This window comes from Pseudomonas sp. GW531-T4 (assembly GCF_017349615.1).
In the GTDB taxonomy this organism is placed as follows: Bacteria; Pseudomonadota; Gammaproteobacteria; order Pseudomonadales; family Pseudomonadaceae; genus Aquipseudomonas; species Aquipseudomonas chlororaphis_I.
Window position 1 is genome coordinate 1 of record NZ_JACMZT010000076.1, and the last position, 13,932, is coordinate 13,932.

At 61.4% G+C, this 13,932-nt stretch carries 11 protein-coding genes and 1 pseudogene; 10 read left to right on the forward strand and 2 right to left on the reverse strand.

What is annotated here, in order from left to right; translation table 11 throughout:
• Positions 1 to 93 precede the first annotated feature (93 nt).
• Both J4D28_RS29945 and J4D28_RS29950 read right to left on the reverse strand, forming a co-directional pair.
• Positions 94 to 1,587, reverse strand: coding sequence for a CoA-acylating methylmalonate-semialdehyde dehydrogenase (locus tag J4D28_RS29945; RefSeq protein ID WP_038630539.1), 1,494 nt, complete (start codon positions 1,585 to 1,587; stop codon positions 94 to 96).
• Between the two features lie 140 nt (positions 1,588 to 1,727).
• The gene (locus J4D28_RS29950; protein WP_009046838.1) at positions 1,728 to 3,077 is read right to left on the reverse strand and encodes an aspartate aminotransferase family protein; all 1,350 of its coding nucleotides are present in this window, start codon (positions 3,075 to 3,077) and stop codon (positions 1,728 to 1,730) included.
• 126 nt (positions 3,078 to 3,203) lie between these two features.
• Between J4D28_RS29950 and J4D28_RS29955 the strand changes: the two genes are divergently transcribed.
• The 10 genes and pseudogenes from J4D28_RS29955 to J4D28_RS30000 all read left to right on the forward strand — a co-directional run.
• A complete protein-coding gene (locus J4D28_RS29955) occupies positions 3,204 to 4,124 on the forward strand; it encodes a LysR family transcriptional regulator (RefSeq protein WP_009046837.1) in 921 nt (306 codons plus the stop codon).
• A gap of 133 nt (positions 4,125 to 4,257) precedes the next feature.
• Entirely contained in the window at positions 4,258 to 5,652 is a 1,395-nt protein-coding gene (locus J4D28_RS29960) for a uracil-xanthine permease family protein (protein WP_103331958.1), read from the forward strand.
• Between the two features lie 88 nt (positions 5,653 to 5,740).
• A complete protein-coding gene (locus J4D28_RS29965; RefSeq protein WP_096372998.1) occupies positions 5,741 to 6,403 on the forward strand; it encodes a TetR/AcrR family transcriptional regulator in 663 nt (220 codons plus the stop codon).
• Between the two features lie 12 nt (positions 6,404 to 6,415).
• Positions 6,416 to 6,997 (forward strand): YigZ family protein, encoded by a 582-nt coding sequence (locus tag J4D28_RS29970; RefSeq protein WP_009046834.1) that lies wholly within the window; start codon positions 6,416 to 6,418, stop codon positions 6,995 to 6,997.
• A 551-nt stretch (positions 6,998 to 7,548) separates the two neighbouring features.
• Complete coding sequence (locus J4D28_RS29975; RefSeq protein WP_028681565.1) at positions 7,549 to 9,114, forward strand: ABC transporter ATP-binding protein; 1,566 nt, start codon at positions 7,549 to 7,551, stop codon at positions 9,112 to 9,114.
• A 15-nt stretch (positions 9,115 to 9,129) separates the two neighbouring features.
• Positions 9,130 to 10,236, forward strand: a complete 1,107-nt coding sequence (locus J4D28_RS29980; RefSeq protein WP_016703815.1) for an ABC transporter permease — start codon at positions 9,130 to 9,132, stop codon at positions 10,234 to 10,236.
• On the forward strand, positions 10,236 to 11,162 hold the full coding sequence (locus tag J4D28_RS29985; protein ID WP_016703814.1) for an ABC transporter permease: 927 nt from the start codon (positions 10,236 to 10,238) through the stop codon (positions 11,160 to 11,162). Before J4D28_RS29980 ends, J4D28_RS29985 begins: the two co-directional genes overlap by 1 nt.
• Before the next feature lie 1,528 nt (positions 11,163 to 12,690).
• A complete protein-coding gene (locus J4D28_RS29990; protein WP_009046830.1) occupies positions 12,691 to 13,305 on the forward strand; it encodes a MotA/TolQ/ExbB proton channel family protein in 615 nt (204 codons plus the stop codon).
• 30 nt (positions 13,306 to 13,335) lie between these two features.
• Positions 13,336 to 13,743 carry a biopolymer transporter ExbD gene (locus J4D28_RS29995; RefSeq protein ID WP_009046829.1) on the forward strand — a complete coding sequence of 136 codons (408 nt, stop codon included), beginning with the start codon at positions 13,336 to 13,338 and terminating at the stop codon, positions 13,741 to 13,743.
• A pseudogene (locus tag J4D28_RS30000) lies at positions 13,743 to 13,932 on the forward strand (energy transducer TonB); the annotation flags it as partial. The gene J4D28_RS29995 and the pseudogene J4D28_RS30000, both read left to right, overlap by 1 nt.

Below are 13,932 nucleotides of genomic sequence, written 5' to 3' on the forward strand. Positions count from 1 at the left end.
ACTTATTTTCACAAATCTGTCATATCGATCAAAAACGCCCTTATAAAGCAAAGGCCGCCCCCAAGGGGGCGGCCTTTAATACCCTTCTACTTATTACAAGCTAGGGAAGGCAAACTGCGATGCTTCATGGCTGGCACGCTGTGGCCAACGCTGAGTGATCGCCTTGCGACGGGTATAGAAACGCACACCGTCCGGACCGTAGGCATGCAGGTCGCCAAACAGCGAACGCTTCCAGCCGCCGAAGCTGTGGTAAGCCACCGGCACCGGCAGCGGTACGTTGACGCCCACCATCCCGACTTCGATCTCGTCACAGAACAGGCGCGCCGCTTCACCGTCACGGGTAAAGATGCAGGTACCGTTGCCGTACTCGTGATCGTTGATCAGTTGCATGGCCTCCTCCAGGCTGTTCACTCGCACGACGCACAGCACCGGCCCGAAGATCTCTTCTTTATAGATGCGCATTTCCGGGGTGACGTTGTCGAACAGGCAGCCACCAAGGAAGAAGCCTTCTTCATGCCCCGGCACGCTCAGGCCACGACCGTCGACCACCAGCTTCGCGCCCGCCTTCACGCCATCCTCGACATAACCGCTGACCTTGTCCCGCGCCTGACCTGTGACCAGCGGCCCCATGTCCAGGCCACAGGAAGTGCCGGCACCGATTTTCAGCGCCTTGATCTGCGGCACCAGCTTGGCCACCAACGCATCGGCCACCTGGTCGCCGACACACACGGCAACCGAGATCGCCATGCAGCGCTCGCCGCAGGAACCGTAGGCCGCGCCCATCAGGGCACTGACCGCGTTATCCAGGTCGGCATCCGGCATCAGCACGGCGTGGTTCTTCGCCCCGCCCAGTGCCTGCACGCGCTTGCCGCGCTTGGTGCCTTCGGCGTAGATGTATTCAGCAATCGGCGTCGAACCGACGAAGCTCAGTGCCTTGATCTCCGGCGCTTCGATCAGCGCGTCCACCGCAGCCTTGTCGCCGTGCACCACACTCAGCACCCCTTTCGGCAGGCCGGCTTCCAGCAGCAGCTGGGCGATCAGCAGGGTCGAACTCGGGTCACGCTCGGATGGCTTGAGGATGAAGCAGTTGCCGCAGACGATCGCCAGCGGATACATCCACAGCGGCACCATCGCCGGGAAGTTGAACGGGGTGATGCCGGCAACCACGCCCAGCGGCTGGAAGTCGGACCAGGCATCGATGTTCGGGCCGACGTTGCGACTGTACTCGCCCTTGAGGATTTCCGGAGCGGCACAGGCGAACTCGACGTTCTCGATACCACGCTTGAGCTCACCGGCGGCGTCTTCCAGGGTCTTGCCGTGTTCTTCGCTGATCAACTGGGCGATGCGCGATTCGTTCTGCTCCAGCAGTTGCTTGAAGCGGAACATCACCTGGGCACGCTTGGCCGGCGGCGTGTTGCGCCAGGCCGGGAAGGCAGCCTTGGCTGCATCGATGGCGTTCTGGATGGTTTCGCGGCTGGCCAGCGGTAGCTTGTGGATCGCCTGACCGGTGGACGGGTTGAACACATCGACCGCGCGACCGCTCTCGGTCACCAGTTCACCATTGATCAAATGCGGGATAACGCTCATCGGGGAACTCCTGAAGTTGTCCACAGGCACCCGCCAAGGGGCGCCTGCTCTATATAGATGACTTTGAACATGAGCCAAACCACGATGGCGCCTATGAGTACGCCATCGCGAGCAAGCTCGGCTCCTACAGTTTTGGGGAATCAGTCGAGCTTGTTCAGCACTTCGCCGACGGCATCGAACAGACGGTCCAGATCCTGCGGCTTGCTGTTGAAGGTCGGGCCGAACTGCAGGGTGTCGCCGCCGAAGCGTACATAGAAACCGGCTTTCCACAGGGCCATGCCCGCTTCGAACGGACGCACGATGGCATCGCCATCCCGTGGCGCAATCTGGATGGCACCGGCCAGGCCGAAGTTACGGATGTCGATGACATTCTTCGCACCCTTGATGCCGTGCAGCGCCTTCTCGAAATGCGGCGCCACCTCAGCGACGCTCTGCACCAGGTTTTCCTTCTGCAGCAGATCCAGTGCCGCCAGGCCGGCCGCGCAGGCCACCGGGTGCGCCGAGTAGGTGTAGCCGTGGGGGAATTCCACCGCGTACTCAGGGGTCGGCTGGTTCATGAAGGTCTGGTAGATCTCGGAGCTGGCAATCACCGCGCCCATCGGAATCGCGCCGTTGGTGACTTGCTTGGCGATGCACATCAGGTCCGGGGTCACGCCAAAGCTGTCGGCACCGAACATCTTGCCGGTACGGCCGAAACCGGTGATTACTTCGTCGAACACCAGCAGGATGTTGTGCTGGTCGCAGATTTCCCTCAGGCGCTTGAGGTAACCCTGTGGCGGCACCAGCACGCCAGCGGAACCGGCCAGCGGCTCGACGAACACCGCAGCGATGTTGGAGGCGTCATGCAATTCGATCAGCTTGAGCAGCTCGTCGGCCAGGGCGATACCGCCCTGCTCCGGAATGCCACGGGAGAACGCGTTGCTTGCCAGCAGGGTGTGCGGCAGGTGGTCGACATCCATCATCGCCTGGCCGAACAGTTTACGGTTGCCGTTGACCCCGCCGAGGCTGGTGCCGGCAATGTTCACGCCGTGGTAGCCACGGGCACGGCCGATCATTTTGGTCTTGGTCGACTGGCCTTTCAGGCGCCAGTAGGCGCGCACCATTTTCACCGCGGTATCGGCGCATTCGGAGCCGGAGTCGGTGAAGAACACATGGTTCAGGTTGCCCGGGGTCAGCGCGGTGATTTTCTCGGCCAGCTGGAACGACAGCGGGTGACCGTACTGGAAGCCCGGCGAGTAATCGAGGGTGCCCAGTTGCTTGGCCACCGCTTCCTGGATTTCCTTGCGGGTGTGGCCGGCACCACAGGTCCACAGGCCGGACAGCGAGTCATAAACCTTGCGGCCCTTGTCGTCGACCAGCCAGCTGCCTTCGGCGGCGACGATCAGACGTGGATCGCGCTGGAAGTTGCGGTTGGCGGTGTAGGGCATCCAGTGAGCATCGAGCTTGAGCTGGCTGGCCAGGGAAGCTGGAGCGTTTTCATGCATGTTCATGGGGCAAAACCTCGCAGGGCAATAAGCGGCGCAGGGATCGGAAAGCGTTGTTGCAGCTAAGTTGCCACGGCTATAAAGTCGGTGAAATCCAACTTTTATAACCTTCAGTCAGTGGTTCACTAAACTATGAGCAGCCGTCGCGCCGACCCGCTGGCGCAAGTCAGCGACTTTGATATCCGCCTGCTACGGATCTTTCGCAGCGTGGTCGAGTGCGGTGGCTTTTCCGCCGCGGAAACCGTGCTCGGCATCGGTCGCTCGGCCATCAGCCAGCAGATGAGCGACCTTGAGCAACGCCTCGGCCTGCGCCTGTGCCAACGCGGGCGCGCCGGCTTCTCGCTGACCGAAGAGGGTCGCGAGGTGTATCAATCGGCCCTGCAACTGTTAAGCGCCCTGGAAAGTTTTCGCACCGAGGTCAACGGCCTGCACCGTCACCTGCGGGGCGAACTGATCATCGGCCTGACCGACAACCTGGTCACCCTGCCCCACATGCGCATCACCCATGCCCTGGCTCAACTGAAGGAACGCGGGCCGGACGTGCAGATCCAGATCCGCATGATCGCCCCCAACGAAGTCGAACAAGGGGTGCTCGACGGTCGCCTGCATGTCGGCGTGGTGCCCCAGGCCAGCGCCTTGTCCGGGCTGGAATACCAGCCGCTGTACAGCGAACGCTCGCTGCTTTACTGCGCCGTCGGCCATCCGCTGTTTTATGTCGACGACAAGCAACTGGACGATCGGCGCCTCAATGAGCAGGACGCCATCGCCCCGACTTTCCGCCTGCCCGCCGAGATCCAGGCCCATTACCAGGCGCTCAATTGCACCGCCAGCGCTTCGGACCGCGAAGGCATGGCGTTCCTGATCCTGACCGGACGCTACATCGGTTACCTGCCGGACCACTACGCCAGCCTCTGGGTCCAGCAGGGACGACTACGCGCCCTCAAACCCGCTTCACGTTTTTATGACCTGAGCCTGGCATCGGTCACACGCAAGGGCCGTCGCCCCCATTTGGTGCTGGAAAGCTTCCTGGACAGCCTGGCGGCCACCCGCTGAAAAAAACAGAAGACGCCATCAAAGCCTCACATTCATTGGCTTACAGCGGAGATAACGCACAATAACCTGAGCACATGGACAGCTTTTTGCAGGGCACGAAGACCTTGAACCGTCAGCCCTGAGTTTCCAGTCCATGCAGCCAGACACCTCCCGCCAAAGCGATCTGATCTACGGCCTCGACGATCGCCCGAAACCGCTCGCCGCGATACTCGCCGCCCTGCAGCATGTGCTGGCGAGCTTCGTCGGCATCATCACCCCGCCGCTGGTAATCGGCTCGGCCCTGGGCCTGGGCACCTACCTGCCCTACCTGATCAGCATGGCGCTGATGGTTTCCGGCGTCGGCACCTTCATCCAGGCGCGCCGGCCATTCGGGATCGGCGCGGGGATGATCTGCCTGCAAGGCACCAGCTTCGCCTTCCTCGGCGCAGTGCTGTCCGCGGGTTTTCTGGTCAAGCAACGGGGCGGCAGCCCGGAAGACATCCTGGCGATGATTTTCGGCGTATGTTTTTTCGGCGCGGCGGTGCAGATCGTCCTGAGCCGCTTCATCGGCCAATTGCGTCGGGTCATCACGCCGCTGGTCACCGGCATCGTGATCACCCTGATCGGCGTCAGCCTGATCAAGGTCGGCATCACCGACCTGGGCGGAGGCTTCAATGCCGCGGACTTCGGCGCCCCAGGCAATCTGGCGCTGGGGCTGTTCGTGCTGTTGACGATCATCCTGCTGAACCGCTCGAACACGCCCTGGGTACGGCTATCGGCAATCATCATCGGCCTGACCCTGGGCAGCCTCGCCGCCTGGTTCAGCGGCAAGCTGGTGCCCCAGGCATTGCCCGACCTGCCGCTGGTCAGCCTGCCGACGCCCTTCCGCTTCGGCTTCAGCTTCGACTGGACGGCGTTCCTGCCCGTGGCATTGATCTACCTGATCAGCACCATCGAAACCGTCGGCGACCTGACCGCCAACTGCATGCTTGCTCGCCAGCCCATCAGCGGCCCTTCTTATATAAGCCGGCTCAAGGGCGGCATCCTCGGCGACGGCGTCAGTTGCATGATCGCCGCGACCTTCAGCGCCTTCCCCAACACCACCTTCGCCCAGAACAACGGGGTGATTCAGCTGACCGGCGTGGCCAGCCGTCATGTCGGGCTGTATATCGGCCTGCTGCTGTTCTGCCTGGGCCTGTTTCCACTGATCGGCGCGGTGCTGCAGCAAATCCCCAAGCCGGTGCTGGGCGGCGCGACCCTGGTGATGTTCGGCAGCGTCGCCGCGGCCGGCGTGCGCATCCTCGCCCAGGCACCGCTGGACCGACGCAGCATGCTGATCATCGCCACCTCCTTCGGCGTCGGCCTGGGGATCGCGGCGCAACCGAACCTGCTGCACCTGTTGCCCAAGGTGGTGCAGAACCTGTTCGACTCGGCGATCACCAGCGGCGGCCTGACCGCGATCCTCATGTGCCTGTTGCTGCCGGAAGATCGAGCCGCGCTGCGTAGCGCAAATCCGGCTCGCGAAAGCGACACCCTGGAACCGCTTTGAGGGTTTTCTGCCCATTAAGACTTGTCTGAGGCCTGTGGGTGCGCTATCAACGCACTGGTTGCACCCACAGAACAGCTCGGAAACGCCTATGACCCTTGAAGTCCCAGCCCACGCCGGCCCTCAAACCGCCAAGCCCGCCAGCCGTATTCGCCAGAAAAACGAAGAAGCGATCATCAAGGCCGCCGAAGACGAGTTCGCCCGTCACGGTTTCAAAGGCACCAGCATGAACACCATCGCGCAGAATGCCGGCCTGCCCAAGGCCAACCTGCACTACTACTTCACCAACAAGCTTGGGCTGTATGTCGCGGTGCTGAGCAACATCCTCGAGCTGTGGGACAGCACCTTCAACACCCTGACCGCCGACGACGATCCGGCCGAAGCGCTGAGCCGCTACATCCGCGCCAAGATGGAGTTCTCCCGGCGCCAGCCGCAGGCCTCGCGGATCTTCGCCATGGAGATCATCAGCGGCGGCGAATGCCTCAGCGAATACTTCAGCCAGGACTACCGCGCCTGGTTCCAAGGGCGCGCCGCGGTGTTCCAGGCCTGGATCGACGCCGGCAAGATGGACCCGGTGGACCCGGTGCACCTGATCTTCCTGCTGTGGGGCAGCACCCAGCATTACGCCGACTTCGCCACCCAGATCTGCCGCGTCACCGGTCGCAGCAAGTTGACCAAGCAGGACATGGAAGACGCCGGCAACAACCTGATCCGCATCATCCTCAAGGGTTGCGGCCTCAAGCCTGCCTTATAAAGAACACAGCGCATGCCCTTTACCCTCGCCGGCCTTTGCGAATACCGCGAAGAGATTCGCAAAAGCCGCTTTATCGCCCTCGCCGCACCGATCAACAGCGCGGCCGAGGCTCAAGCCTTCATCGAACAGCACAGCGATCTCAACGCCTCCCACAACTGCTGGGCCTGGAAACTCGCCGACCAATACCGCAGCAGTGACGACGGCGAGCCTGGCGGCACTGCCGGCCGGCCGATCCTCGCGGCCATCGAGGCCCAGGATTGCGATCAGGTCGCGGTACTGGTGATTCGTTGGTACGGCGGCATTCAACTGGGCACCGGCGGCCTGGCCCGAGCCTATGGCGGCAGCGCCAACAAGTGCCTGCAAGGCGCCGAACGCATCGAACTGATCAGCCGCGTAGCCCTGCGCTGCGCCTGCAGCTTCAGCGAGCTGGCCCTGGTCAAGCTGCGGCTCGCCGAACTCGGCGGGCTGCTGGTCGAGGAGCAGTTCACGGCCAACGGCGTAGAGCTGCAACTGGCCCTGGGCGAAAGCCAGATCGCCACCTTGCAAAGCCAGCTGGCCGACCTGAGCCGCGGGCGCATCTTCTTGCAGCGCTGAGTGCACCAATACGCACCCACGCCTGGAAATCATCCTGTGCACAATGGCCCGGTGGATAGCCGACTTGCCCACACCTGCTGTGCACCCGGCTGTGGATAACCTGAGCACACTCGCCTGTAACCCTTTTGCAACGTGGCTTTGCGGCGGTTGCTCACTTTTCGTCCAATTGCTCATCAAAAACATATTTTTCAAGTTAAAACAGTAAGTTAGCTCGGTTTATCGCTTTTAGAAGAAAGCCACACAGTGCTTATGCCCGACCTTTGGGCTTGCACACAAATACTGTGGAGCAAGCTGTGGATAACCCGTGCAAGGCTGCGCCAGCCGCCGATACGGCAAGGCTTGCAGGCACCTGATCATTTTTCGACCAGTCTCGTTCGGGTAAACCGCAGCCTTTTCAAGCACCTTGCCCTGAACTGGTGCCAAGTGCAGGTGCAGGGAACGAGCAAAGGGGGCACGAGGCCGCAGTTCATCGGGGCCCTGGCAATTTCCTGACTCACTGGCCAGGAAATTGCTTTGTCCACCGGCATAACGTTCAGCAACCCGAGTCCGTCATGCCAAACCCTGTACCCATCCCCGATGCAACACCCCGCCTGCAACTGCGCAGGATCACCAAGCGTTATCCCGGTTGCCTGGCCAACGACGGGATCGACCTGAGCATCCAGCCCGGGGAGATCCATGCCCTGCTCGGTGAAAACGGCGCCGGCAAAAGCACCCTGATGAAGATCATCTACGGGGTAACCCAGGCCGACTCGGGCGAGCTGATCTGGCAGGGGCAGCATCAGCTCATGCGCAATCCGGCCCAGGCGCGCAGCCTGGGGATCGGCATGGTGTTCCAGCATTTCTCGCTGTTCGAGACCCTGAGCGTGGCGCAGAACATCGCCCTGGCCATGGGCGCCGCAGCCGGCACGCCGAAGCAGCTGGAGCCGAAGATCCGCCAGGTTTCGCAGCGCTACGGCATGGCCCTGGAGCCGGAACGCCTGGTGCACAGCCTGTCCATCGGCGAGCGCCAGCGGGTGGAGATCATTCGCTGCCTGATGCAGGACATCCGCCTGCTGATCCTCGACGAACCAACCTCGGTGCTGACGCCCCAGGAGGCCGACGAACTGTTCGTCACCCTGCGCCGCCTGGCCAGCGAAGGCTGCAGCATTCTGTTCATCAGCCACAAGCTCGGCGAAGTCCGCGCCCTGTGCCACAGCGCCACGGTGCTGCGCGGCGGCCGGGTGGCCGGGCACTGCATACCCGCGCAATGCTCGGACCAGGAACTGGCGCGGCTGATGGTCGGCGAAGCCGCGGGCCTGATCACCGATTACCCGAAGGCCAAGGGCGGCGACGCCTTCCTGCAAGTCCAGAAGCTGTCCTGGCCCAACCCGGATCCGTTCGGCTGCTCGCTCAAGGACATCGACCTGGACGTGCGCAGCGGGGAAATCGTCGGCATCGCCGGGGTCGCCGGCAACGGCCAGGACGAACTGCTGGCCCTGCTCAGCGGCGAACAGCGCCTTGGCCGCGCCCAAGGCGCCACCCTGCGCTTCGCCGGGCAAGCCGTCGCCCACCTGCGCCCCGACGCCCGCCGCGGGCTGGGCCTGGCGTTCGTCCCGGCCGAGCGCCTGGGCCACGGCGCCGTGCCGGAACTGAGCCTGGCGGACAACGCCCTGCTGACCGCCTTCCAGCAAGGGCTGGTGAGCAAAGGCCTGATTCAGCGCGGCAAAGTGCTGGCCCTGGCCGAAGACATCATCCGCCGCTTTGCGGTGAAAACTCCGGACAGCCAGACCGCCGCCCGCAGCCTGTCCGGAGGCAACCTGCAGAAATTCATCCTCGGCCGGGAAATCCTCCAGCGCCCCAGGCTGCTGATCGCCGCGCACCCGACCTGGGGCGTCGACGTCGGCGCCGCCGCGACTATCCATCGGGCCCTGGTGGCCCTGCGCGATGCGGGGGCGGCGATCCTGGTGATCTCCGAAGACCTCGATGAACTGTTCCAGATCAGCGATCGCCTGGCGGCCCTGTGCAGCGGTCGCCTGTCGGCGCTCAAGGCCACCGCGGACACCAGCCTGATCGAGGTCGGCGGCTGGATGGCCGGCCAGTTCGATCCCCCCGTCCACTTATCTGCTCAGCCCGCGTAACGGAGCTCTTTATTTATGCTGCTTTCTCTCGAACCCCGCGGCCAGCAATCGCGCCTGATGCTCTGGTGCTCGCCGCTGCTGGCCGCGGTCCTGACCCTGGGCTGCGGCTCGCTGCTGTTCATCGCCCTGGGCCACGACCCGCTGGAAACCTTGCACACCTTGCTGATCGCCCCGATCAGCGACCTGTATGGCGTCTCCGAACTGCTGGTCAAGGCACTGCCGATCCTGCTCTGTGCCCTCGGCCTGGCCGTGGCGTATCAGGCGCGGATCTGGAACATCGGCGCCGAAGGCCAATTGCTGCTCGGCGCCCTGGCCGGCAGCGCGCTGGCGGTGAACATCATCGACCTGCAAAGCCGCTGGGCGCTGGTGCTGATCCTGCTCACCGGCACCCTGGCCGGTGCCGCCTGGGCCGGGCTCACCGCCTGGTTGCGCACGCACTTCAATGCCAATGAAATCCTCACCAGCATCATGCTCAACTACATCGCCCTGAACCTGCTGCTGTATTGCGTGCACGGGCCGCTGAAAGACCCGGCCGGGTTCAACTTCCCCGAGTCGGCGATGTTCGGTGATGCCAGCCGCCTGCCGCTGCTCCTGGAAGATGGCCGGGTGCATGCCGGGGTGTATTTCGCCCTGCTGGCCCTGGTGGCGGTGTGGGTGCTGCTGCAAAAGAGCTTCGTCGGGTTCCAGATCAAGGTGCTGGGCCTGGACAAACGCGCCGCCGGCTTCGTCGGTTTTCGCGAGAAACGCCTGATCTGGCTGGCGCTGCTGATCAGCGGTGGGCTGGCCGGTCTGGCCGGGGTGTGCGAAGTCACCGGCCCCATCGGCCAACTGGTGCCCCAGGTGTCGCCCGGCTACGGCTATGCGGCGATCACAGTGGCCTTTCTCGGCCGCCTGCACCCCATCGGCATTCTGTTTTCCAGCCTGCTGATGGCGCTGCTGTACATCGGTGGCGAGAACGCGCAGATGAGCCTCAACCTGCCGCAAGCCATCACCCAGTTGTTCCAGGGCATGATGCTGTTCTTCCTGCTGGCCAGTGACGTGCTGATTCTCTATCGGCCACGCCTGAACCTGCGTTGGGCACGTCGCGCCGCCAACCCTTCCGTACAGGCAGGAGCGCTGTGATGGATATCGATCTGTTGAGCAATATTTTCTACGCCATGATCCGCTGCGGTACGCCGCTGCTGCTGGTGGCCCTGGGCGAACTGATCTGCGAAAAGAGCGGCGTCCTCAACCTCGGCCAGGAAGGCATGATGCTGTTTGGCGCGGTGATCGGTTTTATCGTCGCCCTGAACAGCGGCAACCTGTGGCTCGGCGTACTGCTGGCGATGCTCGCCGGGATGCTGCTGTCATCGCTGTTCGCCCTGGTGGCGCTGGTGTTCAACGCCAATCAGGTGGCCACCGGCCTGGCCCTGACCATCTTTGGTGTCGGGCTGTCGAGTTTCGTCGGCGCCAGCTGGGTCGGTAAACCCCTGGCCGGATTCGAGCCCATGGCGATTCCGCTGCTGAGCGAGATCCCGCTGATCGGACGCATGCTGTTTGCCCAGGACCTGCTGGTCTACCTGTCCTTTGCCCTGTTCGCCGGGGTGGCCTGGGTGATCCTGAAAAGCCGGGTCGGCCTGATCATCCAGGCAGTCGGCGAAAACCCCGACGCGGCCAGCGCCATGGGCCTGCCGGTGCTGCGGGTACGTACCCTGGCGGTGCTGTTCGGCGGCGCCATGGCCGGCCTGGCCGGGGCTTACCTGTCCCTGGCCTACACACCGATGTGGGCGGAAAACATGAGCGCCGGTCGCGGCTGGATCGCCCTGGCGCTGGTGGTGTTCGCCAGCTGGCGCGTGTGGCGCCTGCTGCTCGGCGCCTACCTGTTCGGCCTCGCCAGCATCCTGCATCTGGTGGCGCAGGGCCTGGGCCTGGCGATTCCCTCGAACCTGCTGGCGATGCTGCCGTATGCCGCGACCATCCTGGTGCTGGTGCTGCTGTCCCGGGATGCGCTGCGCACCCGCCTGTATGCGCCGGTGTCGCTGGGGCAGCCGTGGCAGGCAGGTCACTGATCGAAGACTTTTCACTATCGGCATGGGCTGCCTGACAGCCCATGCCCCCACCTCGCAACACCTCCCCTCAGCCCCCGGCCTGGCCCAGGCAACAGCCATCAGAAAGGGCTGGCAGTCCCTATCACCCAACGTGCATGACTCCTGCCTGACAAGGATGGATGAATGGCGCCCCAAACCCGCGCACCAGGCGCCGCTTGAGTGCGCAGCCACAAGTGGAAACAGCCACTCGACTGCCGAATAGCAACCGCTTATCCCTGAATCCGCGGCCAAGGTCATTTGCTTTTCGCCCGGAAACCCTCTATTCCGGCCCCTCCCGGGAAGTTGGCCCGCTTTCTGCTTAAACGATTAAGCTGACCCAAAGGTTAGTTTTTTTGGACGTGAGTTCCATTTTAATTTCGACGGCTGACGAACACTTTGAACAGACAGGTTTTTCACTCAACTGAAGTAACCACACACGATATTCACAGGCAGAACCATTTGTTTTCTTACACTTGAAGAAGTGCATTAATCGCCCGGGCTATCACTCGTCGCATGAGCACTCAGGCTAAAGAAAGACTGGATTATCTATTACAAGATTATCTGTCCCCAATACAGAAATCGGTCATATAGAAAGATCTGAGTCCTGCCTATGTATTCCAGTATCGGCTCCACCGATTTCCGGCTTATCTCCCAAGTGGCCGGACTCCTAGCACTGCAGGCTATTGATGAAGTAGCAGGCTGTGCTTTATGTCGACACGGGTAACTGTTGTCGACTTTTTTATTCGATTTCACTTCTTGCCCAAGAAGTGAAGAGTTCTCCTCCACAGACAAGGATGTCTTTTCCGGCGAAGTCATTCATCGCCGGTTTTTTATTTATCAGAACGAAAGCCAGGGGCATGCATGCAGTCAACAAGATTGACCTTTGCCCAGAACAGCCGGACCAGCGAAAGGCCCCGACCACGGCTTATGGAATCTTCAGCCACGGCCCGATCAAGTTTCGCCCGGTTCCCCCCTGCGCACTGTATCGGAGAGACCGCAGATCCCTGCTTCAAGCAGGCGAGCCCTTCATACCGGTACGACCTTGCAGGCAGCCGAACACCCGGTCATCCAGGCTGATGAGGACAGCTTCATTTCGAGATATTGAGCCTGTTTTCAAGCACTTCCAGCGACAGGCCAGCCCTTGTATCCGAATCCTGACGCCGAGTAACGGACACAAAACGGTGCGAGGCGTTTCATGTTGGGGCGGATACAAAGGTCCCTGCCGCCACGTATTGAAAATCGATCTCAAGCCGTTTGTCCCGACCCAAACCGCTCGTCAGGAAGAAACCATTCTTTCTCAGCCAAAATTGCCGATTTAGAGCTGTTTTCGAAGATTTTATACATGCTGAAAGGTTTAAGCTGAACTGTTGGTCAGGTTTTTGCAAAGACCCCTTCGCTCGTTCCACCTGGCCCTCCACAGAGGCGTGTCGAGCACCTGCACCAAGGCCTCGCAACGCCGGTCCAGTACCCGCTACCGAGCATGTATCTCAACGTTAATGAAGGATTTCACATGTTAGAAGATGTCATTCAGTACTCCAAAGACTCTTGGGGGCTCATTCCCCTGATGGTGGTGGTATTCATCATCGGGATCGCCGTGATCATCGAACGCTACTTCTTCTTCAGTACGAGTATCAAACTGGGACAAAGTCTTGATCTGGATTTGAAGCGGGTAGACCAGGACAACCTGGCCGACGTCAAGAAAGTTGCAGATCACTACAGTAAAAGTGCCCAAGGCAAGTTGGTATTGGCCGCGGTGGAGTCTCACGGCAAGTCCGAAGAGGCGCTGGAGCGGGATATCGATGAAACCATCATGATTCAGATTCCGCGACTGGATCGCAATCTGTGGGTACTGGATACCTGTGTAACTTTAGGTCCGCTGCTTGGACTGCTCGGCACCATCATTCACATGATCCAGGTATTCAGTGTATTGGCGGCCAATACATCGCAGAAAGTCAGTTCGGTAACCGGGCCTATTGCCCATGCACTGGTCGCCACCGCTGTCGGTTTATGCATCGCCATCGTCTGCGTGATTTTTCTCAATCACTTCAACAAGCGTATCCGCCTGGTCGTCAATCAGATGGAACTGATCAAGTCCATGCTGGTTGGGCGCTTGGCCAAGGGTTGATTAATACCTACGCCACTCGGAGAAATAATCATGGCTAGCAAGAGATCAAACTATCTCGGACATGAAGAGAAAGCCCGCATCGAAATCATTCCGATGATCGACGTGATGATGTTTCTGTTGGTGTTCTTCGTACTCATCATGATCGAGATGATCCAGGGCACGGGCATTACCCTGGAGTTGCCGCAGTCTTCCTCGCAAGAAGCAATCGAGTCGGTAACGCTCAATATCGGCGTCGCCAACGACGGTGGCTTGTTTGTCGATGGCCAGCCCATCAGCGACGAGCAACTGACGAGCCGGCTCACCGAGATGCAGAACAGCGGAAAACTGGATGTAGTGATCGCCGGCGATCGTGGCACCCAATATGAAAGCATCGTGCACACAATGGATCTGGTACGCGCTGCCGGTATCAGTGCTATTGGCCTGGCGACGCAAAACTGATGAACGACCTGACCCCCAACGTACGGCGAGGGGCCTTGTGGGCCTCTGACGACCATCATGTCGACCATCACCTGTCGATGCCGGCGGCTATCGGCCTGGCTGTGCTGGCGGTTGCATTGGGTATCACGTTGCTGAGCCTGATCGAGGCCAAGCAGCCGGTAGTTGAGGAGCCTCCGAAGGTGACTAAGG

Excerpts from the sequence above, each read along its gene's own strand:
- J4D28_RS29945 (WP_038630539.1), bottom strand. The coding sequence starts at position 1,587 with ATGAGCGTTATCCCGCATTTGATCAATGGTGAACTGGTGACCGAGAGC.
- J4D28_RS29950 (WP_009046838.1), bottom strand. The coding sequence starts at position 3,077 with ATGAACATGCATGAAAACGCTCCAGCTTCCCTGGCCAGCCAGCTCAAG.
- J4D28_RS29955 (WP_009046837.1), top strand. The coding sequence starts at position 3,204 with ATGAGCAGCCGTCGCGCCGACCCGCTGGCGCAAGTCAGCGACTTTGAT.
- J4D28_RS29960 (WP_103331958.1), top strand. The coding sequence starts at position 4,258 with ATGCAGCCAGACACCTCCCGCCAAAGCGATCTGATCTACGGCCTCGAC.
- J4D28_RS29965 (WP_096372998.1), top strand. The coding sequence starts at position 5,741 with ATGACCCTTGAAGTCCCAGCCCACGCCGGCCCTCAAACCGCCAAGCCC.
- J4D28_RS29970 (WP_009046834.1), top strand. The coding sequence starts at position 6,416 with ATGCCCTTTACCCTCGCCGGCCTTTGCGAATACCGCGAAGAGATTCGC.
- J4D28_RS29975 (WP_028681565.1), top strand. The coding sequence starts at position 7,549 with ATGCCAAACCCTGTACCCATCCCCGATGCAACACCCCGCCTGCAACTG.
- J4D28_RS29980 (WP_016703815.1), top strand. The coding sequence starts at position 9,130 with ATGCTGCTTTCTCTCGAACCCCGCGGCCAGCAATCGCGCCTGATGCTC.
- J4D28_RS29985 (WP_016703814.1), top strand. The coding sequence starts at position 10,236 with ATGGATATCGATCTGTTGAGCAATATTTTCTACGCCATGATCCGCTGC.
- J4D28_RS29990 (WP_009046830.1), top strand. The coding sequence starts at position 12,691 with ATGTTAGAAGATGTCATTCAGTACTCCAAAGACTCTTGGGGGCTCATT.
- J4D28_RS29995 (WP_009046829.1), top strand. The coding sequence starts at position 13,336 with ATGGCTAGCAAGAGATCAAACTATCTCGGACATGAAGAGAAAGCCCGC.